The following is a 22,885-nucleotide window of genomic DNA, read 5'->3' as shown; positions in this document are numbered from 1 at the left end:
TTTCGAGGTGTTGGGAAGGGGGCGGGCCGAACGGGGGTGCCCCTGGAGAGGGGAGAGCCATGTCCATCATCGAGACCGAGGCCGTACTTCACGAGGCCCACCGGGACAACCACACGCACCGCGATGTGAACGGCGGCTGGCTGCGCCCGGCGGTGTTCGGTGCGATGGACGGGCTCGTCTCCAATCTGGCCCTGATGACCGGTGTCGCGGGCGGCGACGTCTCCCCGCAGACCATCGTCATCGCGGGCCTCGCCGGGCTGGCGGCGGGCGCGTTCTCCATGGCGGCCGGCGAATACACCTCCGTCGCCTCGCAGCGCGAGCTGGTCGAGGCGGAACTCGCCGTCGAGCGGACGCAGTTGCGCAAGCATCCGGTCGACGAGATGGAGGAGCTGGCCGCGCTCTACGTCTCGCGGGGCGTCGAACCCGCGCTGGCCCGCGAGGTCGCGATGCAGCTGTCCAGGGATCCGGAGCAGGCGCTGGAGATCCATGCCCGCGAGGAGCTGGGCATCGACCCGGACGACCTCCCGTCGCCGCTGGTCGCCGCCGCCTCGTCGTTCGGTTCCTTCGCCCTGGGCGCGTTGCTGCCGGTCCTTCCGTACCTGCTGGGGATGACCGAGCTCTGGCCGGCGGTGGTCCTCGCGCTGCTCGGTCTCTTCGCCTGCGGTGCGCTGGTGGCGCGGGTGACCGCGCGGTCGTGGTGGTTCAGCGGGCTGCGCCAGCTCGCGCTCGGTGGAGCCGCGGCTGGTGTGACGTACGTCCTGGGCAGTCTGATCGGTGGGGCCGTAGGCTGAGTGGCCGGTGCCTATGCAGGGCCCGGTATAAACAATACGTTTCTGCTCGGTTTCGGAACTCTCGCAGCAGGGCATCACTGGGGGGCGTCGCGGGCAAGGTCGCCCGCTCTGTCCGTATATGCCCAGATATGCCCACCGGGCCACTCCGTATCGGAAATCCCCCGCACCGTGACCGCGGCGTCCGCATGCTGGAATGGTCTATCCAGTTCCCGAGAACCACCGCATCATGTAACCTGCACGAAATTTCGCAGAGGGCCAACGTCGTCCCTCGGCACTCGACATGCCACGACGACGACGGGAGAGCCGATGCGTTCCGACGCCTGGTCGCCCATGGACGGTCGCCCCGCACGGCAGGGGATGTACGACCCTCGCAACGAGCACGACGCCTGCGGCGTCGGCTTTGTGGCCACCCTCACCGGCATCGCAAGCCATGAGCTGGTCGAACAGGCGCTGACCGTACTGCGCAATCTCGAGCACCGCGGCGCCACCGGCTCCGAGCCCGACTCCGGCGACGGCGCGGGCATCCTCCTCCAGGTGCCGCACGCCTTCCTCACCGAGGTCACCGCCTTCGACCTGCCCGAGGCGGGCGCCTACGCCGTCGGCACAGCCTTCCTGCCCGCCGACGACGCCACCGAGGCCGTCGCCCGCATCGAGGCCATCGCCGCCGAGGAAGGCCTGGACGTCCTCGGCTGGCGCGAGGTCCCCGTCGCGCCCGACCTGCTCGGCAACGGCGCCCGCGCCACCATGCCGGCCTTCGGCCAGCTGTTCGTCGCCGACGGCAGCAGCACCGGGATCGCCCTCGACCGCAAGGCGTTCGTGCTGCGCAAGCGCGCCGAGCGCGAGGCCGGCGTGTACTTCCCGTCGCTGTCCGCCCGCACCCTCGTCTACAAGGGCATGCTCACCACCGGGCAGCTGGAGCCGTTCTTCCCGGACCTGTCGGACCGCCGCCTGGCCTCCGCCGTGGCGCTCGTCCACTCCCGGTTCTCCACCAACACCTTCCCGAGCTGGCCGCTCGCCCACCCGTACCGTTTCGTCGCCCACAACGGCGAGATCAACACGGTCAAGGGCAACCGCAACTGGATGCGCGCACGCGAGTCGCAGCTCGCCACCGGACTCTTCGGCGAGGGCGCCCTCGACCGGATGTTCCCCGTCTGCACCCCGGACGCCTCCGACTCCGCCTCCTTCGACGAGGTGCTGGAGCTGCTCCACCTCGGCGGCCGCTCCCTGCCGCACGCGGTGCTGATGATGGTCCCCGAGGCGTGGGAGAACCACGACTCCATGGACCCGGCCCGGCGCGCCTTCTACCAGTACCACTCCACCCTGATGGAGCCCTGGGACGGCCCGGCCTGCGTCACGTTCACCGACGGCACCCAGGTCGGCGCGGTCCTCGACCGCAACGGTCTGCGCCCCGGCCGCTACTGGGTCACCGACGAGGGCCTGGTCGTACTGTCCTCCGAGGTCGGCGTCCTCGACATCGACCCCGCCCGGGTCGTCCGCAAGGGCCGTCTGCAGCCCGGCCGGATGTTCCTCGTCGACACCGCCGAGCACCGCATCGTCGAGGACGACGAGATCAAGGCCGCCCTGGCCGCCGAGCACCCGTACCAGGAGTGGCTCGACACCGGCATCATCGAGCTCGGCGACCTGCCCGAGCGCGAGCACATCGTGCACACGCACGCCTCCGTCACCCGCCGCCAGCAGACCTTCGGCTACACCGAGGAGGAGCTTCGCGTCCTGCTCGCCCCGATGGCGCGCACCGGTGCCGAGCCGATCGGCTCCATGGGCACGGACTCGCCGATCGCGGCCATCTCCGAGCGCCCCCGGCTGCTGTTCGACTACTTCACCCAGCTGTTCGCGCAGGTCACCAACCCGCCGCTGGACGCCATCCGTGAAGAGCTCGTCACCTCGCTGCACTCCTCGCTCGGCCCTGGCTCCAACCTGCTGGACCCGACCGCCGCGTCCTGCCGCAGCGTCACCCTGCCGTTCCCGGTGATCGACAACGACGAGCTGGCCAAGCTCATCCACATCAACGCCGACGGCGACATGCCGGGCATGAAGGCCGTCACCCTGTCCGGCCTGTACCGGGTCGCCGGCGGCGCCGCCGCGCTCGCCGACCGCCTCGACGCGATCTGCGCCGAGGCCGACGCCGCCATCGACGGCGGAGCCCGGCTCGTCGTGCTCTCCGACCGGCACTCCGACGCCGAGCACGCCCCGATCCCGTCGCTGCTGCTCACCGCGGCCGTGCACCACCACCTGATCCGCACCAAGCAGCGCACCAAGGTCGGTCTGCTCGTCGAGGCAGGCGACGTCCGCGAGGTCCACCACGTCGCCCTGCTCATCGGCTACGGCGCTGCCGCCGTCAACCCGTACCTGGCCATGGAGTCCGTCGAGGACCTGCTGCGCGCCGGTACCTTCATCGAGGGCATCGCCCCCGAGAAGGCCATCCGCAACCTGATCCACGCCCTGGGCAAGGGCGTCCTCAAGGTCATGTCCAAGATGGGCATCTCCACCGTCGCCTCCTACCGCGGCGCCCAGGTCTTCGAGGCCGTCGGCCTCGACGATGGCTTCGTCGAGAAGTACTTCGACGGCACCGCGACCAAGATCGGTGGCGCCGGCCTCGACGTCGTCGCCAAGGAGGTCGCCGCCCGCCACGCCAAGGCCTACCCGGCCTCCGGCATCGCTCCGGCGCACCGCGCGCTGGAGATCGGCGGCGAGTACCAGTGGCGCCGCGAGGGCGAGCCGCACCTGTTCGACCCGGAGACCGTCTTCCGGCTCCAGCACTCGACCCGGGCACGCCGCTACGACATCTTCAAGAAGTACACCGAGCGGGTGAACGAGCAGTCCGAGCGCCTCATGACGCTCCGCGGCCTGTTCTCCTTCACGTCGGACCGCCCGTCGATCCCCCTCGACGACGTCGAGCCGGTCTCCGAGATCGTCAAGCGCTTCTCCACCGGCGCCATGTCGTACGGCTCCATCTCCCGGGAGGCGCACGAGACGCTCGCCATCGCCATGAACCAGCTGGGCGGCAAGTCCAACACCGGTGAGGGCGGCGAGGACCCGGAGCGCCTGTACGACCCGGCACGCCGCTCGTCGATCAAGCAGGTCGCCTCCGGCCGCTTCGGCGTCACCTCGGAGTACCTGGTCAACGCCGACGACATCCAGATCAAGATGGCTCAGGGCGCCAAGCCCGGCGAGGGCGGCCAGCTGCCCGGCCACAAGGTCTACCCGTGGGTCGCCAAGACCCGTCACTCCACCCCGGGCGTCGGCCTGATCAGCCCGCCGCCGCACCACGACATCTACTCCATCGAGGACCTGGCTCAGCTGATCCACGACCTCAAGAACGCCAACCCGGCGGCCCGCGTCCACGTGAAGCTGGTCTCCGAGGTCGGTGTCGGCACGGTCGCCGCGGGCGTCTCCAAGGCCCACGCGGACGTCGTCCTCATCTCCGGCCACGACGGCGGCACCGGCGCCTCCCCGCTGACCTCGCTGAAGCACGCGGGCGGCCCCTGGGAGCTCGGCCTCGCCGAGACCCAGCAGACGCTGCTGCTCAACGGCCTGCGCGACCGCATCGTCGTGCAGACCGACGGCCAGCTGAAGACCGGCCGCGACGTGGTCATCGCCGCGCTGCTCGGCGCCGAGGAGTTCGGTTTCGCGACCGCTCCGCTCGTCGTCTCCGGCTGCGTCATGATGCGCGTCTGCCACCTGGACACCTGCCCGGTCGGCATCGCCACCCAGAACCCGGTGCTGCGCGAGCGCTTCTCCGGCAAGGCCGAGTTCGTCGTGAACTTCTTCGAGTTCATCGCCGAGGAGGTCCGCGAGCTGCTCGCCGAGCTGGGCTTCCGCACCCTGCAGGAGGCCGTCGGCCACGCCGAGCTGCTGGACACCGCCCAGGCCGTCCGCCACTGGAAGGCCCAGGGCCTGGACCTCGCCCCGCTGTTCCACGTGCCCGACCTGCCCGAGGGCGCGGTGCGCCACCAGCTGGTCGAGCAGGACCACGGCCTGGAGAAGGCGCTCGACAACGAGCTGGTCAGGCTCGCCGCGGACGCGCTGAACGCCGCCTCCGCCGAGGAGGCCCAGCCGGTCCGCGCCCAGGTCGCCATCCGCAACATCAACCGCACGGTCGGCACCATGCTCGGCCACGAGGTGACCAAGCGGTTCGGCGGCGCGGGACTGCCCGACGACACCATCGACATCACCTTCACCGGCTCCGCCGGCCAGTCCTTCGGCGCGTTCGTGCCGCGCGGCGTCACGCTCCGCCTGGAGGGCGACGCCAACGACTACGTCGGCAAGGGCCTGTCCGGCGGCCGGGTCGTCGTCCGCCCCGACCGCGGCGCCGACCACCTCGCCGAGTACAGCGTCATCGCCGGCAACACCATCGGCTACGGCGCGACCAGCGGTGAGATGTTCCTCCGCGGCCGCACCGGCGAGCGGTTCTGCGTCCGCAACTCCGGCGCGCTCGTCGTGTCCGAGGGCGTGGGCGACCACGGCTGCGAGTACATGACCGGCGGTCAGGCGGTCGTCCTCGGCGAGACCGGCCGCAACTTCGCGGCGGGCATGTCGGGCGGTGTCGCCTACGTCGTCGACCTCGACCGCGACCACGTCAACATCGGCAACCTGGAGGCCGTCGGGACCCTCGACAACGCCGACCGGCAGTGGCTGCACGACGTCGTGCGCCGCCACCAGGAGGAGACCGGGTCCACGGTCGCCGAGAAGCTGCTGGCCGAGTGGGACACCGCCGTGAACCGCTTCAGCAAGATCATCCCGACCACGTACAAGGCAGTGCTCGCCGCCAAGGAAGCCGCCGAGCGGGCCGGACTCTCCGAGTCCGAGACCACCGAGAAGATGATGGAGGCGGCGACCAATGGCTGACCCCAAGGGCTTCCTGACCACCGGGCGCGAGGTCGCCGAGACCCGTCCCGTGGCCGAGCGCGTCAAGGACTGGAACGAGGTCTACGTCCCCGGCTCCCTGCTGCCGATCATCGGCAAGCAGGCCGGCCGGTGCATGGACTGCGGCATCCCGTTCTGCCACAACGGCTGTCCGCTGGGGAACCTCATCCCCGAGTGGAACGACTACGCCTACCGCGAGGACTGGTCGGCGGCGAGCGAGCGCCTGCACGCCACCAACAACTTCCCGGAGTTCACGGGACGGCTCTGCCCGGCCCCGTGCGAGGCGGCCTGCGTCCTCGGCATCAACCAGCCGGCCGTCACCATCAAGAACGTCGAGGTCTCCATCATCGACAAGGCCTGGGACGACGGCGACGTCGTCCCCCAGGCCCCCGAGCGCCTGTCCGGCAAGACCGTCGCCGTCATCGGCTCCGGTCCGGCGGGCCTCGCCGCCGCCCAGCAGCTGACCCGGGCCGGCCACACCGTGGTGGTGTACGAGCGCGCCGACCGCATCGGCGGTCTGCTGCGCTACGGCATCCCCGAGTTCAAGATGGAGAAGCGGCACATCAACCGCCGCATCGAGCAGATGCGCGCGGAGGGCACCAAGTTCCGCACCGGCATCGAGATCGGCCAGGACCTCACGGCGACGGACCTGCGTAAGCGGTTCGACGCGGTCGTGGTCGCCGCCGGTGCCACCACCGCGCGCGACCTGCCGGTGCCCGGCCGTGCCCTCAAGGGCGTCCACCAGGCGATGGAGTACCTGCCGCTCGCCAACAAGGTCGTCGAGGGCGACTTCGTCGCCCCGCCGATCACCGCCGAGGGCAAGCACGTCGTCGTCATCGGCGGCGGCGACACCGGCGCGGACTGCGTCGGTACGGCCCACCGCCAGGGCGCGGCGTCCGTCACCCAGCTGGAGATCATGCCGCGGCCGGGCGAGGAGCGGAACACGAACCAGCCGTGGCCGACGTTCCCGATGCTGTACAAGGTCACCTCGGCCCACGAGGAGGGCGGCGAGCGGGTCTACTCCGTCTCCACCACCCACTTCGAGGGCGACGAGGACGGCAACGTCCAGTCCCTGCACCTGGTCGAGGTCGAGTTCGTCGACGGTAGGATCACCCAGAAGCCGGGCACCGAGCGCAGCATCCCCGCGCAGCTGGTCACCCTGGCGATGGGCTTCACCGGCACCGACGTCCAGAACGGCCTGGTCGCGCAGTTCGGCCTGGCACTGGACGAGCGCGGCAACGTCGCCCGCGACGCCGACTTCGCGACCAACGTCGACGGTGTCTTCGTCGCCGGTGACGCGGGCCGCGGCCAGTCCCTGATCGTCTGGGCCATCGCCGAGGGCCGCTCGGCGGCCCGCGGGGTGGACCGCTACCTCACGGGCGCCAGCTCCCTGCCGGCCCCGATCCGTCCGACGGACCGCGCGCTCACCGTCTGAGCCCACGGTCCACTCCGGATCATCGAAACGTCCCGTACAGCGTCGTACGGGCGGGCGGTCCGTCCGACCGGGGCTCCCCGGCTACCCGGCCCACGGATGTCCGCGAACGCGGCGCCTGTTCTCCTCCCGTCCCCGACCGGACTTCAGGAGAACGGGCGCCGCGGTGCGTTGTGGGGCAGGTGAACGGGCGCCGCGGTGCGTTGTGGGGCAGGAGAACGGTTGTCGTGCTGCCTTGTCGGGGGTGTGCGGCCGGTGGCGCGCCGAACCGCTCTCGGGCGTCCCCCACCGGTGCCGCACCTCCCTCCCGAACGTGCCCGTACGGGGTCCGCCGTGGCGTAGTCTCGGCAGCCGCGCAGCAGCAACAGCCCCGAACGGAGACCCGAATGGCCGCGATATCGCTCCGCAAGATGGAGGAGACGGCCCCCGGTCTCGTCCCCCTCTACAAGAGCGCCGGTGTCTCGCTCCGGAAGCGCGGACTGGACGGGCAGCGCGCCGCCGTCTATCTCGTCGTCGACTACTCCGGCTCGATGCGGCCCTACTACAAGGACGGCAGCGTCCAGGCGCTCGCCGAGCGGGTGCTGGGGCTGGCCGCGCACTTCGACGACGACGGCACGGTGCCGGTGGTCTTCTTCTCCACGGACGTCGACGCCGTCACCGACATCTCCCTCGACGACCACCGCGGGCGTGTCGACCGAATCGTGGCGGGCCTCGGGCACATGGGGAAGACCAGCTACCACCTCGCCATGGACGCGGTCATCGACCACTACCTCGACAGCGGGGCCACCGCCCCCGCGCTCGTCGTCTTCCAGACCGACGGCGGCCCCATCAGCAAGCTCGCCGCCGAACGCTACCTCTGCAAGGCCGCGAAGCTCCCGCTCTTCTGGCAGTTCATCGGCTTCGGCGACCCCGCGAGCAAGCAGTTCGACTTCCTCAGCAGGCTCGACGACCTCGCCGTCCCCGCGAAGCGCCCCGTCGACAACGCGGGCTTCTTCCACGCCGGCACCGACCCCCGCCGCGTCCCGGACGCCGACCTCTACGACCGTCTCGTTGCGGAGTTCCCGGCCTGGCTGTCGGCGGCCCGGGAGGCGGGGATCACGGTCCGATGAGCTCGGCGCGGCACTGTGCCGGTGTGCCCCAGGCGTCGCGGAGGGGGCGGGCCTTGCGGAGCCAGAGGGAGAGGGGGAGTTCCTCGGTGTAGCCGATGGCGCCGTGGAGCTGGAGGGCGGTGCGGGCGGAGCGGTACGCGGCCTCGCCGCAGACGGTCTTGGCAGCGGCGATGTCGGAGGGGGCCTGGGTGACGGCGGCGCCGAAGAGCAGCGGGCGGGCGAAGTCGAGGGCGAGGAGGGTGTCGGCGAGGCGGTGCTTGACCGCCTGGAAGGAGCCGATGGGGGCGCCGAACTGGGTGCGGGCGCGCGTGTGGTCGACGGTACGGGAGAGCAGGGCGAGGCCGACGCCGAGCGACTGCCCGGCGGTGGCGAGGCGGGCCCACTGGAGGGCGTGCGCGGCGGCTGCGGCCACCTGCGGGCCCGAGGCCAGGACTTCGCCGCCGGGGGCGGGCACGGCCAGGCGACGGGCAGGGTCGGTCGAGGCGCGCAGGGGGCCGTGACCGGGTGAGAGGTACAGCGTGTCGCCGTCGACGGCGAGGACGTATGTCACCGCGTCCGCGTCCAGGGCCGGCGGCGGCGGGCCGCAGGGGGCGTCTCCGGGGAGCGGGGCGAGGGTGGCCGTGGAAGCTCCTCCGGGCGACAGGGCGAGGGTGGCCGTGGACGCGCCCGAGGCCAGGCCGGGGAGCAGGCGTTTCGCGGGGGCGGTGTCGCCCAGGGCGGCGAGGCGGGTGAGCAGGGCGGCGGAGGCCGTCGTCTCGACGAGGGGGCCGGGGACGCAGTGGCGTCCCAGTTCCACGAAGGCGGCGGCGAGTTCGACGGCGAGGGGGCCCACACCGTCGTACTCCTCGGGTGCCGCGAGCGCGAAGACTCCGGCTGCCGCGAGCCGGGACCAGAGGGCGCGTCCGGGGGCGGTGTCGCCGCTCGCCCAGGCGCGGACAGCCGACGGGGTGTCCGCGGCCGACAGCATCGCGTCCAGGGAACGGGCGAAGTCGCGCTGTTCCGCGGACAGCAGGAAACGCATCAGCGGCGGCCTTTCGGGAGGCCGAGCAGCCGCTCGGCGACGATGTCGCGCTGGATCTCGTTCGTGCCCGCGTAGACGGGGCCCGCGAGGGAGAAGAGGTACGGCTCGGCCCATGCGCCGTCGGCGAGTTCGGCGTCCGGGCCGAGCAGGTCGAGTGCCGTCTCGTGCAGCGCGATGTCGTACTCCGACCAGAACAGCTTGTTGAGACTGGACTCGGCTCCCAGCGTCTCCCCGGCCGCGGCGCGGGACACCGCGGCGTAGGCGTACAACTGGTAGGCGCGGGCGCCGATGACCGCGTCCGCGACCCGGTCCCGGGCACCGGGCGGGCCGCCGCGTTCACGCCACAGCCGTACGAGGCGCTCGGCGGCGGCGAGGAACCGGCCGGGGGAGCGCAGCGTCAGACCGCGTTCGTCGCCGGTCGTGGACATCGCGATCCGCCAGCCCTGCCCCGGCTCCCCGATCACGTCCTCGTCCGGCACGAACACCCCGTCGAGGAACAGCTCGGCGAACGCCGGCTTCCCGTCCAGGCGTCCGACGGGCCGTACGGTCACGCCGGGTGCCCGCAGGTCGAACATCAGGTACGTGAGGCCCTGGTGGGGCTTCCCGGCGTCCGGGTCCGTACGGAACAGGCCGAACGCGCGGTCGGCGAACGCGGCCCGCGACGACCAGGTCTTCTGCCCGTGGAGCCGCCAGCCGCCCTCGGTCCGCACCGCGCGGGAGGTCAGTGAGGCGAGATCGGAACCGGCCTCCGGCTCGGACCACGCCTGCGCCCACACCGTGTCGCCGCCGGCCATGGCGGGCAGGACCCGGGAGCGCTGCTCCTCGCTGCCGTGGTCGAAGAGGGTGGGGGCGAGGAGGTGGATGCCGTTCTGGGAGACCCGGGCGGGGGCGCCCGCCGCGTAGTACTCCTCCTCGACGGCCAGCCACCCGAGGACACCGGCGTCCCGGCCGCCGTAGCGCTCGGGCCAGGAGACCACCGACCAGCCGCCGGAGTGCAGCAGCGCCTCCCACTCCCGGTGCGCGGCGAACCCTCCCGCCGTCTCCAGGGAGGGCAGGCGCTCCGCCGGTACGTGCGCGGCCAGCCAGCCGCGTGCCTCGGCGCGCAGGGCATCGACTTCGGGGGTGTGGTCCAGGTCCACGGCGGTACCCATCCCTTCCCTAACAAGTGTTTGGTAGGTTAACGTGAGGCCGTGACGGACAACAAGCCTCAGTACGTTCCCGGGCACGGACTGCTCGCGGACCGCACCGCCGTCATCACCGCGGCGGCGGGCGCCGGGATCGGCGGGGCCACCGCCCGCAGGTTCCTGGAGGAGGGTGCCCGCGTCCTCATCGGCGACGCGCACGCCCGCCGTCTGGAGGAGACCGAGGCCGCGCTCGCGGCGGAGTTCGGTGCCGGCCGCGTCGCCTCCGTGCCCTGCGACGTCACCGACGAGAGCCAGGTGCAGGACCTCTTCCGCACGGCCGTACGGCACTTCGACGACCGGCTCGACATCGTCGTCAACAACGCCGGCCTGGGCGGCACCGCCGAACTCGCCGACATGACCGACGAGCAGTGGACCCGCGTCCTCGACGTCACGCTGAACGGCACCTTCCGCTGCACCCGCGCCGCCCTGCGGGTCTTCCGGGATGCGGGCCGCGGCGGCGTCGTCGTCAACAACGCCTCGGTCCTCGGCTGGCGGGCCCAGGCGGGCCAGGCCCACTACGCCGCCGCCAAGGCCGGCGTCATGGCGCTCGGCCGCTGCGCGGCGGTGGAGGCCGCCGCCTACGGCGTCCGCGTCAACACCGTCGCCCCCAGCCTCGCCCTGCACCCCCATCTGGTGAGGGTCACCTCGCCCGAGGTGCTCGACCGGCTCGCCGCGCAGGAGGCGTTCGGCCGCCCCGCCGAACCGTGGGAGGTCGCCAACGTCATCGTCTTCCTCGTCGGCGACTACTCCTCGTACATGACCGGCGAGACCGTCTCCGTCAGCAGCCGGCACCCCTGAGCGGACAATGGTCACGTGACCGACAGGAAGAAGCCCCAGGTGACCGCCACCCCCGAACGGCGCCGAGAACTCCTCGCCACCGCGGCCGAGGTGTTCGCCGCCCACGGCTACAACGCCACCACCGTCCGCAGGATCGCCGACGAGGCCGGCATGCTCGCCGGAAGCCTCTACTACCACTTCGACTCCAAGGAGTCGATGCTCGACGAGATCCTCGCCACGTTCCTCGACGAACTGTGGGCGGGGTACGACGCCGTGCTGGGCGCGGGGCTGGGACCGAGGGAGACCATCGAGGCGCTGGTCACCGAGTCCTTCCGGGAGATCGACCGGCACCTGGCCGCCGTCGCCATCTACCAGAAGGAGGCCAGGCACCTGTCCGTCCAGCCGCGGTTCCACTACCTCGCCGACTCGCAGCAGAAGTTCGAGAAGGCCTGGCTCGGCACCCTGGAACGCGGCGTCGCCGACGGGACGTTCCGTGCCGACCTGGACGTCCGGCTCACCTACCGCTTCGTCCGCGACACCGTCTGGGTCGCCGCCTCCTGGTACCGGCCGGGCGGACAGCACAGCCCCGAGGAGATCGCCCGCCAGTACCTGTCGATGGTCCTGGACGGCATCGCCGTACGCACCTGACGACCCGATCCGAGGAGAAGCCATGGCCGAGGCCTACATCGTGGAAGCCGTCCGCAGCCCCGTCGGACGCCGCGGCGGAGGCCTCGGCGCGGTCCATCCCGCCGACCTCGCCGCCCATGTCCTTACGGCCCTGGTCTCCCGCTCCGGCATCGACCCGGCCGCCGTGGACGATGTCGTCATGGGCTGCCTGGACGCCGTCGGCCCGCAGGCCGGGGACGTCGCCCGCACCGCCTGGCTGGCGGCCGGACTCCCCGAGGAGGTGCCGGGCGTCACCGTGGACCGCCAGTGCGGCTCCTCCCAGCAGGCCGTCCACTTCGCCGCGCAGGGTGTGCTCTCCGGCACCCAGGACCTGGTCGTCGCCGGCGGCACCCAGAGCATGACCCAGATACCCATCGCCTTCGCCTCCCGGCAGGCCGCCGAACCGCTCGGCCTGACCGACGGCCCCTTCGCGGGCAGCGAGGGCTGGCGCGCCCGCTACGGCGACGCCCCCGTCAACCAGTTCCACGGCGCCGAACTCATCGCGCGGAAATGGGGCATCACCCGGACCGACATGGAGGAGTTCGCCCTCGAATCCCACCGGCGGGCCGTCCGCGCCGCCGACGAGGGCCGCTTCGACCGCGAACTGGTCCCCTACGGCGACGTCACCGCAGACGAGGGCCCGCGCCGGGACACCAGCGCCGGGAAGATGGCCGCCCTACGGCCCGTCATGCCGGGCGGAACCATCACCGCGGCCTGCTCCTCCCAGGTCTCGGACGGCGCAGCCGCCCTGCTCGTCGCCTCCGAACGGGCCGTCCGGGACCACGGGCTCACCCCGCGCGCCCGGATCCACCACCTCTCCGTACGGGGCGAGGACCCGATCCGCATGCTGTCGGCACCCATCCCGGCCACCGCGCACGCGCTGGAGAAGACCGGCATGTCGATCGACGACCTCGATCTGGTCGAGATCAACGAGGCCTTCGCGCCGGTGGTGCTCGCCTGGCTGAAGGAGACCGGGGCCGATCCCGCCCGGGTCAACGTCAACGGCGGGGCCATCGCGCTCGGCCACCCGCTGGGCGCGACCGGCGTCCGGCTGATGACCACCCTGCTGCACGAACTGGAGCGGACCGGCGGCCGGTTCGGGCTCCAGACGATGTGCGAGGGCGGCGGCCAGGCGAACGTCACCATCATCGAAAGGCTCTGAGCGCTCTCTTGCGGCTGCGAGCCGCGGCGGGGACGCCGCGGCTCCCTCGTACGCGTGCGGACCGCTCAGTCCGTGGCCGGGAGCCCGCCCGGTCCGCCCGGCCCCTCCCGTCCGTCCGGCCCCTCCCGTCCGTCCGGCCCTTCCAGCCCCTCCGGCGCGCCCAGCCCGGCCAGCACTTCCTCCGCCTCGGCCATCACCCGGCCGATCAGCTCCTTGCAGCTCGGCAGGTCGTCGATCACCCCGGCGACCTGCCCGGCGGCCATCACGCCGAGGTCGGTGCGGCCGTCCACCATGGACGCCTTCAGCAGCATCGGGGTGTTCGCGGCGAGCAGCACCTGGCTCCAGGACAGCTCCTTGCCGTGCCTCATCGCGAGCCCGTCACGGACCATCCGCCGCCAGGACATCCCCGAGACGCGCCGGAACGCGGCGGCGTGCCGCAGGGCACGCGCCAGGGCGACGGCCCGCCCGGACCGTTCCAGCGCGCCGACGAACTCCGTGCGCAGCATTCGGTGCGGCAGTCCGTCCACGGCCGTCGTCACCGTCACGTCCTTGACCCCGGCGGCCAGATAGCGCGCCTTCACCGGGTCCGGAACGGTCGAGTCCGACGTCAGCAGGAACCGGGTGCCCATCGCGATGCCCGTCGCGCCGTAGGCGAGCGCCGCGACCAGCCCGCGTCCGTCGTGGAAGCCCCCGGCCGCGATCACCGGGATGTCCACGGCGTCCACGACCTGTGGCAGCAGTACGGTCGTGGCCACCTCTCCGGTGTGCCCGCCGCCCTCGCCGCCCTGCACCACCACCGCGTCCGCGCCCCAGGCGGCGACCTTCTCGGCGTGCCGGCGGGCTCCGACCGAGGGGATGACGACGACTCCGGCGTCCTTCAGTTCGGCGATCAGCCCCCGTGACGGGGCGAGGGCGAACGACGCCACCCGCACCCCCTCCTCCACGATGATCCGCACCCGCTCGCGGGCGTCCCCCGCGTCGGCGCGCAGATTGACGCCGAACGGCGCGTCCGTCCGGGACCGCACCTCGCGGACGGCGGACCGCAGTTCGCCGGCGGTCATGGTCGCGGACCCCAGGACGCCGAGACCGCCCGCCTCGGCGGTGGCGGCCACCAGCCGCGGCCCGGCCACCCACCCCATGCCGGTCTGCACGACCGGATGGCGCACCCCGACGAGTTCGGTGAGCGCCGTCCTCACCGGCGAGCCACCTCCCGGTCGCGCAGCCCCCCGGGATCCAGTACCTCCCGGATCAGCTGCAGTTCCGCGGCGGCGGGCTCCCGGGTGCGGGGCACGTCCTCCGCTTCGCCGCCGAGCGGGAACCCGGTGGCCTCCCGGACCCGGTCGGCCGTGACCCCCGGGTGCAGCGACACCATCCGCATCGTGCGGTCGGGGGTGTCGAAGTCGAACACCCCGAGATCACTGACGACCCGCCGGATCCGGTGGAAACGGGTGGCGCTCGGCCCGGCGGCCGCCGCGTTGTCGTAGCCGACCCCGCACACCGCGTCCACCTTCTCCACGAACACCCGGGGAGAGTGCCGGGGCACCCAGTAACTCGTCGGATTATTCAGGGTGTTGACGGGGGCGCCGCGCACCCCGAGAAGCTGCCGCGACGGCCGGCCGGAGCCGCCGATACGGGAGATGTTCTGATTGCCGTACCGGTCGAGCTGGCTCGCCCCCATCATCACGTGCCGTCTGCCGCCGGAGACCAGGGACAGGTGCTGCCGGTACGGCAGCCAGCCCTCGACCGTGCCGTCGGCGCCCACCAGCAGCGCCTCGCCGTCGGTGAGCAGCAGATCGGGGGCGAAGGTACGGCGGGCCAGCCGGGCGCCGATGCCCGGCACGATCCCCATGGGGCTCGCCAGGATCTCGCCGTCACCCCGCCATGCCTCGGCGCAGGCGATCACGCAGTACTCGGCGCGGGTCACCGGCCCGCCGCCGCCGGTCACCGCTGCTCCTGGTGCCAGGCGCGGACCGCGGAGCGGTAGGCGTGCTCGTCGCCCGTCAGGAAGCGTGCGGCGAACTCAGGCCAGGGCGTGGTCGCGTAATGGCGCTGGAAGGCCTCGTCACGGTCGTCGTCGGGGGCGCAGGAGGTGAAGTGCGCCCCGTTCGGGGCCTCGACGACCCCGCCGACCAGGTGCCGTCCGATCAGCAGGGTCTGCGGTGCGGTGTCCTTGGTGAGGTCGGCGGTGTCCACGATCCGTTCGCACGACAGGTACGCGGTGTCGGCGGCCGCGCAGAACAGGTCGTCGAAGTACGGGTCGGGCCCCAGGTACTGGCCGTTGCCGAGCCGGTCGGCGCGGTTCATGTGCACCAAGGCGGCGTCCATCCGCAGGGCGGGCACGGCGACCAGTTCCTCGCCGTCCTCGTAGGGGGAGGTGACCGTGCGCAGCCCGGGGTCCCGCAGGACGTCCGAGCCGAGTCCGGCTCTGAGCGGGAGGAACGGCAGGCGGTGGGCCGCGGCGGTCAGGCCCCACAGGAACATCGCCTCGTCGAGTTCGGTGAGTTCGAGGGTGCCGGACTCCCGGGCGGCCCGGTAGTGCGGTTCGAGCGGGACCGAGTCGAGGGTGACGAAGGGGGCGACGAGCCTGCGGACACGGCCGGCCGCGGCGAGCATCCCGACGTCGGGGCCGCCGCAGGAAACCACGGTGAGATCGGTGATCTCCGACCGGAGCAGTGCTCTGACCAGGGCCATCGGTTTTCGCCGGGAGCCCCAGCCGCCGATGCCCAGCGTCATCCCGCTGTGCAGCCGGGCCACGACCTCGTCGGCCGTCATGGACTTGTCGGCCACGGACGTCACTCCTTCCCGAAGGTTCCGCGGACGCGGTCGGCGACCCCGCTGAGGTTCGCCTCGAAGGTGAATCCCTGCTCGAAGCGGTAGCTGCGGTGGACGTCCACCGGGTCGATCCCGTTGATGGCGGCCTTGGCCAGCCGCAGCAGACCGCCGTCCTTCGCGGCGATCTCCCCGGCCAGTTCCAGGGCGGCGGCGCGGAGCCCGGAGCGGGGGACGACCCGCCAGACCGAGCCGTGCGCATGCAGCTCCCGCGCACTCGCCGTGCGCGAGGTGTAGTACAGCGCCCGCATCAGATGCGCGGGCACCAGCCTGGCCAGATGGGTGGCCGCCCCGAGCGCGCCCCGGTCCAGCTCGGGCAGGCCGAAGGCGGCGTCCTCGCTCGCCACGATCGCGTCCGCGTTGCCGACGAGACCGATGCCGCCGCCCAGGCAGAACCCGTGCACGGCGGCGACGACCGGGACCTGGCATTCGTACACCGCCCCGAACGCCTCGTAGCAGCCCCGGTTGGCGCCGAGCAGGGCGTCGTGGCCCGGGTCGCGCCGGATCTCCTTGATGTCGACCCCGGCGTTGAACCCGCGGCCCTCGGCGGCCAGCACCACGCAGCGGACGTCCGGGTCACGGCCCGCCGCGCGGACCGCGTCGGCGAGTTCGTACCAGCCGTGCACGGGCAGCGCGTTGACCGGCGGGTAGTCGACGGTGACGAGATGTACGCCCTCGGCCGGGTTCGCGGTGGAGACACCCATCAGCGGATCAGCTACCTTTCCACCAAACGTTTGTTAGGTGCGTTGCCAGGAAGGTAGCAGCGAATGGAACTCGACGGGAGAGCCGTGGTCGTCACCGGCGGCACGCGCGGGGTCGGCGCGGGCATCGCCCGGGCGTTCCTGCGGGCCGGCGCCGACGTCGTCGTCTGTGCCCGCAAGCCGCCCGGCGAACCGGTCCGGGCGGCGGGCCGCACCGCGGAGTTCGCGGCAGTCGACCTGTGTGACGCCACCGCCGTCCACACCCTCTTCGCGGAGGTGACTGCGGCGTACGGGCGGCTCGACGTCCTCGTCAACAACGCGGGCGGCACCCCCTACCGGCTGCTCGGCGACGCCGGCGCCGAACGCCACGCCCGGGTCGTGGAGCTCAATCTGCTGGCCCCGCTCACCGCGAGTCTCGCCGCACACGAACACCTCAGGGCGTCCCGCGGCTGCGTCGTGATGATCGGCAGCGTGAGCGGCACCCGGCCCTCCCCGGGCACCGCCGCCTACGGCGCGGCCAAGGCCGGCCTGGACAACCTCGCCCGCACCATGGCCGTGGAATGGGCCCCGCACATCCGGGTCAACACCCTCGTCCCCGGCATGGTCCGCACCGAGAGCGCGCATCTGCACTACGGCGACGAGGCCGGCGTCGAGGCGGTCGGCCGCACCGTACCGCTGGGCCGGCTCGCCGACCCGGACGACATCGGGTCGGCCGCCGTGTTCCTCGCCTCACCGGCAGCGGCGTACATCACCGGCGCCTCGCTGCTCGTACACGGAGGCGGGGAACGCCCCGCCTTCCTCGACGCCGCGAACGTCGACCGGGGCACGAACGGGAACGCGAACGGCGACCGGGACGCGAACCGGGGTACGACCGTCGACCGGGACGCGAACCGGGACGCGAACCGGGACACGGCCGTCGACCAGGACAGCAGGGAGACCCGACATGCCGATACCTGACGCACCACTGCGGAACACGTCCGCGCCGAGCACGTCCGCGCCGGGGGCGCACGCGGTCGACGCACCCGCGTCCCGCCGGCCGGAGGCCGGGGCGTCGGCGCCCCGCGCCGGGGCGGCACGGGGAATCTGCGAGGGCCGGGTGGTCGTCGTCACCGGCGCCGGGCGGGGGCTGGGGCGCGCCCATGCCCTGGCCTTCGCCGCGGAGGGGGCGAGCGTCGTCGTGAACGATCTCGGCGTGGGCGCCGACGGCTCGGACCCGTCGACGGGGCCCGCCCGGGGCGTCGTCGACGAGATCAGGGCGGTGGGCGGCCGGGCGGTCGCCCACGGGGGCGACATCGCGACCACCGAGGGAGCCGCCTCGCTGATCGGCACCGCTCTCGACGCCTTCGGCCGTCTCGACACCCTGGTCAACAACGCGGGGTTCCTTCGCGACCGGATGCTCGTCAATCTCGACGACGACGACTGGGACGTCGTCATGCGCGTCCACCTGAAAGGCCACTTCCTGCCGCTCAAGTACGCCGCGGCGCACTGGCGGGCCGAGGCCCGGGCGGGCCGGACGCCGCGGGCACGCATCGTCAACACCAGCTCGGGAGCCGGGCTGCTCGGGTCGGTGGGGCAGGGCAACTACAGTGCCGCCAAGGCCGGGATCGTGGGGCTGACGCTCGTCGCCGCCGCGGAACTCGCCCGTTACGGGATCCTGGTCAACGCCATCGCCCCCGCCGCCCGGACCCGGATGACCGAGCAGACCTTCGCCGCGGCGATGGCGGCGCCGGAGGACGGCGGGTTCGACGCGATGGCCCCGGAGAACGTCTCACCGCTCGTCGTCTGGCTCGGTTCGGCCGGTTCGGAGGGCGTGACCGGGAGGGTCTTCGAGGCCGAGGGCGGCAGGATCACCGTCATGGAGGGGTGGCGCCCCGGCCCCACTGCCGACAGCGGGGCGCGCCGGACCCCGGCCGAGGCGGGCCGGACGGCCCGGGACCTGCTCGCCGCGGCGGAGAAGCCGCAACCGGTGTACGGGCAGCGGTGAGCGCGGCGCCGCCGCCCGAGGACCCGTCGCGCCGGCCCGCGCGTCACACGTGAGCCGACGTCCGCGTCACGACTCGCGCCGGCCCCCGCGTCACGACTTGAGCCGGCGTCCCAGCGCGCTCGTCGCCGTCGAGTTGTGCATCGTGAACGCCACCGTCCCCGGCAGATAGCGGTCCTGCGACCACTCCACCGGGCACCCCGACGGATCCGTGGACCGCCGTCGCTCCCGCAGCAGCGCGTCCCCCGCGCGGCAGTCCAGCAGCTGTGCGTCCGCCCGGTCGGCCCGGACCAGGTCGATGGTGTGCCGGGCGTCGACGAACAGCACGCCGTGCCGCTCCAGATGCTCCGAGTGCGACACCGTGTCCGGGGGCAGCTCCGCCACCAGCGCGCCGATCCGCTCCGGATACGTCGTCCGCTCCACCATCACAGGAGCCCCCGACAGCGTGCGCAGCCGCAGCACCCGCACCACCGGCGCCCCCTCCGCGAGACGGAGCTGGTCCGCCTCCTCGGAGGTCGCCCGCACGGTCTCCAGGTCCACGACCCGGCCGCCCGGCTCCTCGCCCAGCGACCGCGCCCACCGCGTGAAGCTGCGCAGTTCGCCGATGCTGTGCAGCCGCGGGGACGACTCCAGGACGACACGCCGGGTGCCGCGCCGCGAGGTGATCAGGCCGTCCGCGCGGAGCACGGCGAGCGCCTGGCGCACCGTGCCTCTCGACACTCCGTAACGGCGTGCCAGTTCGCCCTCCGTGGGCAGCCGTGCCCCCGAGCCGTACTCGCCCGCCGTGATGGCCGTGCGGAGATCCGCCGCGACCCCGGCGTACAACGGCGCCTTGCTTCCTGCCTCGTTCACGTGACCCAGACTGTCATGCGACCAGGGAGCGGAGCAGCGTGAGGTCGGCCTCGGCCAGGGAGTCCAGCACGGTCACCCCGTCCGTCGCCTCCAGGGGCTGCGTCGACGGGACCGCCAGCACCCGGCAGCCCGCCGCGACCGCCGACGACACGCCGGTCGGACTGTCCTCCACGGCCACGCAGCGGGCCGGATCGACGCCCAGCGCGGCCGCCGCGGCCCGGTACGGATCGGGTGCCGGTTTGGTGCGGACCGTGTCCTCCGCACCGAACACGGCGTCGAAGCGGTGCCCGTCCAGGGTCCGGGCGACCCGGTCCACGACGGCCCGGGGCGACGCCGAGACCAGCGCCGTGGGCACTCCGCGCCCGCGCAGCACGGCGAGCAGCTCCAGGGCGCCGGGCCGGGGCGCGGCGCCCGCCGAGAGCCGGGCGGCGAAGTCCCCGCCCAGCGCCGCGGCGAGCCCGGCCTCCGGAACGCCCAGGAACCCGCACAGCAGCGCGGCGGTGTCCTCCACGGACCGGCCGGTGACCGCCGCACGCCGCTCGGCGTCCAGCACCCGGCCGTGCCGGGCCGCCTCCTCCCCCACGACCTCCAGCCACACGTCCTCGGTGTCGACCAGAGTGCCGTCCATGTCGAACAGCACGGCCTGCAGTGTCCTGTCCCTCATGCGGCCGGGCCTCCGGCCACCAGGACCGGCCGCTCGGCGGGCCGCACGGACACCCGGTCGCCGGGGGAGAGCGGAACGCCCGCGTGCGTGGGCACGTCGGCCTTGACGGCGGTGCCGTCCCGGAGCCGCACCCGCAGCCGGGTGACCGGCCCGTGGAAGGCGCTCCCGGTGATCACGGCCGGTCCGTCCGGGTCGGCGACGACCTCCAGAGCCTCGGGCCGGACCAGCACCTCGACGTCCCCGGACTCCGGGGCGTCCCCGTCGGCCGTCAGCCGCCGGCCGAGCACCTCGACCGTGCCGCCGCCGACGGCCCGGCCGGGCAGCCGGTTCATGGTGCCGATGAACGACGCGACGAACGGCGTCGCGGGCCGGGCGTACAGCTCGGTGGGGGAGGCGCACTGTTCGAGCCGGCCGCCGTTCATCACGGCGACCCGGTCGGCCATGGACAGCGCCTCCTCCTGGTCGTGCGTCACGAACACCGTCGTGATGCCCAGCTCCAGCTGGAGCCGCCGGATCTCCTCCCGCAGCGTCACCCGCACCTGGGCGTCGAGCGCCGACAGCGGCTCGTCGAGCAGCAGCAGCCGGGGCCGCAGGGCGAGCGCCCGGGCCAGCGCGACGCGCTGCTGCTGTCCGCCGGACAGCTGGTGAGGGAACCGGCCGCCGTGCTCGGGCAGTCCGACGAGCTCCAGCAGCTCCGCCGCCCGGGCCCGCCGCTCGGCCGCGCCCACCTTGCGCATCCGCAGCCCGAACGCCACGTTGTCGGCGGCCGTGAGGTGCGGGAACAGGCTGTACGACTGGAACACCATCGCGGTGTCACGGCGGTTGGCGGGCACCGGAACGATGTCCTCGTCGTCCAGCAGCACCTGCCCCTCGTCGGGCTGTTCGAAGCCCGCGAGGACCCTCAGCGCGGTCGTCTTGCCGCAGCCGGACGGGCCGAGCAGCGCGAGGAGTTCGCCCGGTGCGACCTCCAGGTCCAGCCCGTCCAGGGCGACCGTGGAGCCGAACTCCCGGCGCAGGCCGCGGATCCGGAGCGCCGCGCCGGCGCGGGCCGGCGCCTCCTTCGTGGTGTTCATCGAGTCGTTCCTCCGTACGTACGTGTGGACCGCCGGCGTCCGCCCAGCGTGGTCAGGGCCAGGAGCAGCAGCCAGGTCAGCAGCAGGCTCAGCAGCGACACGGCCACCGAGAGCCGGGCGTCCGACCCCGACGCCTGCACGATCCACACCGGGAACGGCTGGAAGCCCAGCAGCGAGGCGACGGTGAACTCGCCCAGGACCAGGGCGAGGGTGAGGAAGGACGCGCTCATCAGCGCGCCCCGCAGATCGGGCAGCACCGCCGACACCAGTGCGCGCGGCCATGACGCGCCCAGGTCGCGGGCGGCCTCCACCAGCGTCCGCACGTCGACGGAACGCAGCCCGGCGTCCAGCGCCCGATACACGAACGGCAGCGCCATCACGGTGTACGCGAGGACCAGCACGAACGGGAAGTCCGGGTTCTGCACGGCCACGAACGTCTGGTACAGCGGTGTCGTCGACAGCTTCTCGGGGCCCCACCGCAGGACGGTGCCGATACCCGCGGTGAGGGCGACCGGCGGCACCACCAGCGGCAGCGTGCACACCACTTCCAGAACCGGCCGCAGCCGTCGCGCGGACAGCCGTACCGCCACGGCCGCCGGAACGGTCAGCAGCAGCACCAGCGCGACCGTCGCGGCGCCCAGGGCGAGGGACAGCAGCAGCGAGGACGTGAAGCCCGGTGCACCCAGGATGCGGGTGTACGCGGAGAGGGTCAGGCCTTCCCCGGGGATGTCCAGGGTGAACACGGCGGACGCCAGCAGCGGCACCAGGAAGTAGATCCCGGCGACCAGGATGACCGCGGCGCGTCCGGGCCGCAGGGCACTTATGCGAGCCATCGGGTGCTCCTTCGCTGCAGCGGCAGGTGGACGGCCATCACCAGTGCCGCGACCAGCACCATGTCGAGGCTGAGGGCGAGCGCCACGTTCTCCTGGCCGATCAGGACGTTGCCCGACAGGGCGTCGGCGATCTGGAGGGTGACCAGCGGGACCGAGCTGCCGACCATGGCCGCCGCCGTGGCGTACGCCGCGAACGCACTGCCGAACAGCAGCACGAACCCGCCGAGCAGGGTGGGCAGCAGGACGGGGATGCCCACATGCCGCCAGTACTGCCGTCCGGTCGCGCCGCAGTCCAGGGCGGCCTCCCGCCACTGGGGCCGCAGGCCCTCCAGCGCGGGGGCGACGGTCAGCACCATCAGCGGCACCAGGAAGTACAGATAGGTCAGGGCCAGGCCCCAGAAGCCGTACAGCGTCCAGCCGTGCTCGTCGAGCCCGAGCCGGGTGGTGAGCACGCCCGCGTTGCCGAGCGTCGCGACGAACGCGAACGCGAGCGGCACTCCGCCGAAGTTGGCGAGCACACCGGACGCGGTGAGCACCGCCTCCCGCAGCGCGCGGCTGCGGGAGGTGACGACGGCGTGCGCGAGCAGCAGCCCGAGCAGGGAGCCGGCGGCGGCGGTGAGCGCGGACAGTTCGACACTGCCGAGCAGTGCGGTGCGGTAGGCGCCGTCGACGGACTGCCGGAGGTTGTCCAGGCCGTAGCCGGCGGCGGCGCCCGTCGCCGGGTCCTTGACGGTGAGCGCACCGTCGGTCATGGCGAGCGCCGGAAGCCCGAAGGCGAGCGCCACGACCAGCAGCAGCGGGAGCGCCGCGAGCCACGCGGCACCGCCGCGCGGCCGGCCGCGGCGGCGGGCCGCACCGGCGCCGGGAGCGGCCCTCGGTGCGGTGTCCGCCGCCGGGGCGGGGGAGGAGAGCAGGGTCATCGGCCG

General features: G+C 73.0%; 20 protein-coding genes. 9 read left to right on the top strand and 11 right to left on the bottom strand.

From position 1 onward, the window contains the following. Window positions 1-59 precede the first annotated feature (59 nt). The 4 genes from ACZ4Z5_RS11620 to ACZ4Z5_RS11605 all read left to right on the top strand — a co-directional run bounded on the left by ACZ4Z5_RS11620 (window position 60) and on the right by ACZ4Z5_RS11605 (window position 8,216). Window positions 60-791, top strand: a complete 732-nt coding sequence (locus ACZ4Z5_RS11620) for a VIT1/CCC1 transporter family protein (RefSeq protein WP_468260163.1) — start codon at window positions 60-62, stop codon at window positions 789-791. A gap of 306 nt (window positions 792-1,097) precedes the next feature. Beyond that, entirely contained in the window at window positions 1,098-5,657 is a 4,560-nt protein-coding gene (gene gltB / locus ACZ4Z5_RS11615; RefSeq protein WP_468260161.1) for a glutamate synthase large subunit, read from the top strand. Beyond that, entirely contained in the window at window positions 5,650-7,110 is a 1,461-nt protein-coding gene (locus ACZ4Z5_RS11610; RefSeq protein WP_468260159.1) for a glutamate synthase subunit beta, read from the top strand. Before gltB ends, ACZ4Z5_RS11610 begins: the two co-directional genes overlap by 8 nt. A gap of 383 nt (window positions 7,111-7,493) precedes the next feature. Then, on the top strand, window positions 7,494-8,216 hold the full coding sequence (locus tag ACZ4Z5_RS11605) for a vWA domain-containing protein (protein ID WP_468260156.1): 723 nt from the start codon (window positions 7,494-7,496) through the stop codon (window positions 8,214-8,216). Here ACZ4Z5_RS11605 and ACZ4Z5_RS11600 read toward each other — a convergent pair. Beyond that, window positions 8,203-9,237, bottom strand: coding sequence for an acyl-CoA dehydrogenase family protein (locus tag ACZ4Z5_RS11600; protein ID WP_468260153.1), 1,035 nt, complete (start codon window positions 9,235-9,237; stop codon window positions 8,203-8,205). The genes ACZ4Z5_RS11605 and ACZ4Z5_RS11600 overlap by 14 nt on opposite strands. Continuing rightward, window positions 9,237-10,376, bottom strand: a complete 1,140-nt coding sequence (locus tag ACZ4Z5_RS11595) for an acyl-CoA dehydrogenase family protein (protein ID WP_468260504.1) — start codon at window positions 10,374-10,376, stop codon at window positions 9,237-9,239. The genes ACZ4Z5_RS11600 and ACZ4Z5_RS11595 overlap by 1 nt, the downstream gene beginning before the upstream one ends. Window positions 10,377-10,427: 51 nt before the next feature. Between ACZ4Z5_RS11595 and ACZ4Z5_RS11590 the strand changes: the two genes are divergently transcribed. Genes ACZ4Z5_RS11590 through ACZ4Z5_RS11580 form a run of 3 tightly spaced genes read left to right on the top strand, consistent with a single transcriptional unit; the run spans window position 10,428 to window position 13,026 of the window. Continuing rightward, window positions 10,428-11,219, top strand: coding sequence for an SDR family oxidoreductase (locus tag ACZ4Z5_RS11590; protein WP_468260151.1), 792 nt, complete (start codon window positions 10,428-10,430; stop codon window positions 11,217-11,219). Window positions 11,220-11,234: 15 nt separating this feature from the next. Beyond that, window positions 11,235-11,846: a TetR/AcrR family transcriptional regulator gene (locus tag ACZ4Z5_RS11585; protein WP_468260148.1), complete on the top strand. Its 612-nt coding sequence runs from the start codon at window positions 11,235-11,237 to the stop codon at window positions 11,844-11,846. A gap of 22 nt (window positions 11,847-11,868) precedes the next feature. Then, entirely contained in the window at window positions 11,869-13,026 is a 1,158-nt protein-coding gene (locus ACZ4Z5_RS11580) for an acetyl-CoA C-acetyltransferase (RefSeq protein WP_468260145.1), read from the top strand. Between the two features lie 65 nt (window positions 13,027-13,091). On the opposite strand, the gene ACZ4Z5_RS11575 is transcribed toward ACZ4Z5_RS11580, so the two are convergent. From ACZ4Z5_RS11575 to ACZ4Z5_RS11560, 4 genes are read right to left on the bottom strand one after another with little or no spacing between them, the layout of a single operon-like run. Further along, window positions 13,092-14,222 (bottom strand): NAD(P)H-dependent flavin oxidoreductase, encoded by a 1,131-nt coding sequence (locus ACZ4Z5_RS11575; RefSeq protein ID WP_468260142.1) that lies wholly within the window; start codon window positions 14,220-14,222, stop codon window positions 13,092-13,094. Continuing rightward, window positions 14,219-14,971, bottom strand: coding sequence for a CoA-transferase subunit beta (locus ACZ4Z5_RS11570; protein ID WP_468260139.1), 753 nt, complete (start codon window positions 14,969-14,971; stop codon window positions 14,219-14,221). Before ACZ4Z5_RS11570 ends, ACZ4Z5_RS11575 begins: the two co-directional genes overlap by 4 nt. After that, window positions 14,968-15,813 carry a CoA transferase subunit A gene (locus ACZ4Z5_RS11565; RefSeq protein WP_468260136.1) on the bottom strand — a complete coding sequence of 282 codons (846 nt, stop codon included), beginning with the start codon at window positions 15,811-15,813 and terminating at the stop codon, window positions 14,968-14,970. Before ACZ4Z5_RS11565 ends, ACZ4Z5_RS11570 begins: the two co-directional genes overlap by 4 nt. A 5-nt stretch (window positions 15,814-15,818) precedes the next feature. Next, a complete protein-coding gene (locus ACZ4Z5_RS11560) occupies window positions 15,819-16,559 on the bottom strand; it encodes an enoyl-CoA hydratase family protein (protein WP_468260134.1) in 741 nt (246 codons plus the stop codon). 63 nt (window positions 16,560-16,622) lie between these two features. Here ACZ4Z5_RS11560 and ACZ4Z5_RS11555 point away from each other — a divergent pair, with 63 nt between their 5' ends. Both ACZ4Z5_RS11555 and ACZ4Z5_RS11550 read left to right on the top strand, forming a co-directional pair. Continuing rightward, complete coding sequence (locus tag ACZ4Z5_RS11555) at window positions 16,623-17,513, top strand: SDR family oxidoreductase (protein WP_468260131.1); 891 nt, start codon at window positions 16,623-16,625, stop codon at window positions 17,511-17,513. Further along, window positions 17,500-18,540 (top strand): SDR family oxidoreductase, encoded by a 1,041-nt coding sequence (locus tag ACZ4Z5_RS11550; protein ID WP_468260128.1) that lies wholly within the window; start codon window positions 17,500-17,502, stop codon window positions 18,538-18,540. Before ACZ4Z5_RS11555 ends, ACZ4Z5_RS11550 begins: the two co-directional genes overlap by 14 nt. Window positions 18,541-18,630: 90 nt before the next feature. Here ACZ4Z5_RS11550 and ACZ4Z5_RS11545 read toward each other — a convergent pair whose 3' ends face one another. Genes ACZ4Z5_RS11545 through ACZ4Z5_RS11525 form a run of 5 tightly spaced genes read right to left on the bottom strand, consistent with a single transcriptional unit; the run spans window position 18,631 to window position 22,879 of the window. After that, a complete protein-coding gene (locus ACZ4Z5_RS11545) occupies window positions 18,631-19,389 on the bottom strand; it encodes a GntR family transcriptional regulator (protein ID WP_468260125.1) in 759 nt (252 codons plus the stop codon). 13 nt (window positions 19,390-19,402) lie between these two features. Beyond that, the gene (locus tag ACZ4Z5_RS11540) at window positions 19,403-20,053 is read right to left on the bottom strand and encodes an HAD family hydrolase (RefSeq protein ID WP_468260123.1); all 651 of its coding nucleotides are present in this window, start codon (window positions 20,051-20,053) and stop codon (window positions 19,403-19,405) included. Next, window positions 20,050-21,126: an ABC transporter ATP-binding protein gene (locus tag ACZ4Z5_RS11535; protein WP_468260120.1), complete on the bottom strand. Its 1,077-nt coding sequence runs from the start codon at window positions 21,124-21,126 to the stop codon at window positions 20,050-20,052. Before ACZ4Z5_RS11535 ends, ACZ4Z5_RS11540 begins: the two co-directional genes overlap by 4 nt. Next, window positions 21,123-21,959 carry an ABC transporter permease gene (locus ACZ4Z5_RS11530; protein ID WP_468260117.1) on the bottom strand — a complete coding sequence of 279 codons (837 nt, stop codon included), beginning with the start codon at window positions 21,957-21,959 and terminating at the stop codon, window positions 21,123-21,125. Before ACZ4Z5_RS11530 ends, ACZ4Z5_RS11535 begins: the two co-directional genes overlap by 4 nt. Next, a complete protein-coding gene (locus tag ACZ4Z5_RS11525; protein ID WP_468260114.1) occupies window positions 21,947-22,879 on the bottom strand; it encodes an ABC transporter permease in 933 nt (310 codons plus the stop codon). Before ACZ4Z5_RS11525 ends, ACZ4Z5_RS11530 begins: the two co-directional genes overlap by 13 nt. Window positions 22,880-22,885 lie beyond the last annotated feature (6 nt).

The sequence above is a fragment of the Streptomyces sp. NPDC030222 genome (assembly GCF_055573115.1).
This window is presented reverse-complemented; position numbering and strand designations above follow the sequence as displayed.

Bases quoted from the DNA above. Each gene is read 5' to 3' on its own strand.
- ACZ4Z5_RS11550 (WP_468260128.1), top strand. From the start codon at position 17,500: ATGCCGATACCTGACGCACCACTGCGGAACACGTCCGCGCCGAGCACG.
- ACZ4Z5_RS11530 (WP_468260117.1), bottom strand. From the start codon at position 21,959: ATGGCTCGCATAAGTGCCCTGCGGCCCGGACGCGCCGCGGTCATCCTG.
- ACZ4Z5_RS11555 (WP_468260131.1), top strand. From the start codon at position 16,623: ATGGAACTCGACGGGAGAGCCGTGGTCGTCACCGGCGGCACGCGCGGG.
- ACZ4Z5_RS11600 (WP_468260153.1), bottom strand. From the start codon at position 9,237: ATGCGTTTCCTGCTGTCCGCGGAACAGCGCGACTTCGCCCGTTCCCTG.
- gltB (WP_468260161.1), top strand. From the start codon at position 1,098: ATGCGTTCCGACGCCTGGTCGCCCATGGACGGTCGCCCCGCACGGCAG.
- ACZ4Z5_RS11540 (WP_468260123.1), bottom strand. From the start codon at position 20,053: ATGAGGGACAGGACACTGCAGGCCGTGCTGTTCGACATGGACGGCACT.
- ACZ4Z5_RS11610 (WP_468260159.1), top strand. From the start codon at position 5,650: ATGGCTGACCCCAAGGGCTTCCTGACCACCGGGCGCGAGGTCGCCGAG.
- ACZ4Z5_RS11620 (WP_468260163.1), top strand. From the start codon at position 60: ATGTCCATCATCGAGACCGAGGCCGTACTTCACGAGGCCCACCGGGAC.
- ACZ4Z5_RS11605 (WP_468260156.1), top strand. From the start codon at position 7,494: ATGGCCGCGATATCGCTCCGCAAGATGGAGGAGACGGCCCCCGGTCTC.
- ACZ4Z5_RS11580 (WP_468260145.1), top strand. From the start codon at position 11,869: ATGGCCGAGGCCTACATCGTGGAAGCCGTCCGCAGCCCCGTCGGACGC.
- ACZ4Z5_RS11560 (WP_468260134.1), bottom strand. From the start codon at position 16,559: ATGGGTGTCTCCACCGCGAACCCGGCCGAGGGCGTACATCTCGTCACC.
- ACZ4Z5_RS11535 (WP_468260120.1), bottom strand. From the start codon at position 21,126: ATGAACACCACGAAGGAGGCGCCGGCCCGCGCCGGCGCGGCGCTCCGG.
- ACZ4Z5_RS11525 (WP_468260114.1), bottom strand. From the start codon at position 22,879: ATGACCCTGCTCTCCTCCCCCGCCCCGGCGGCGGACACCGCACCGAGG.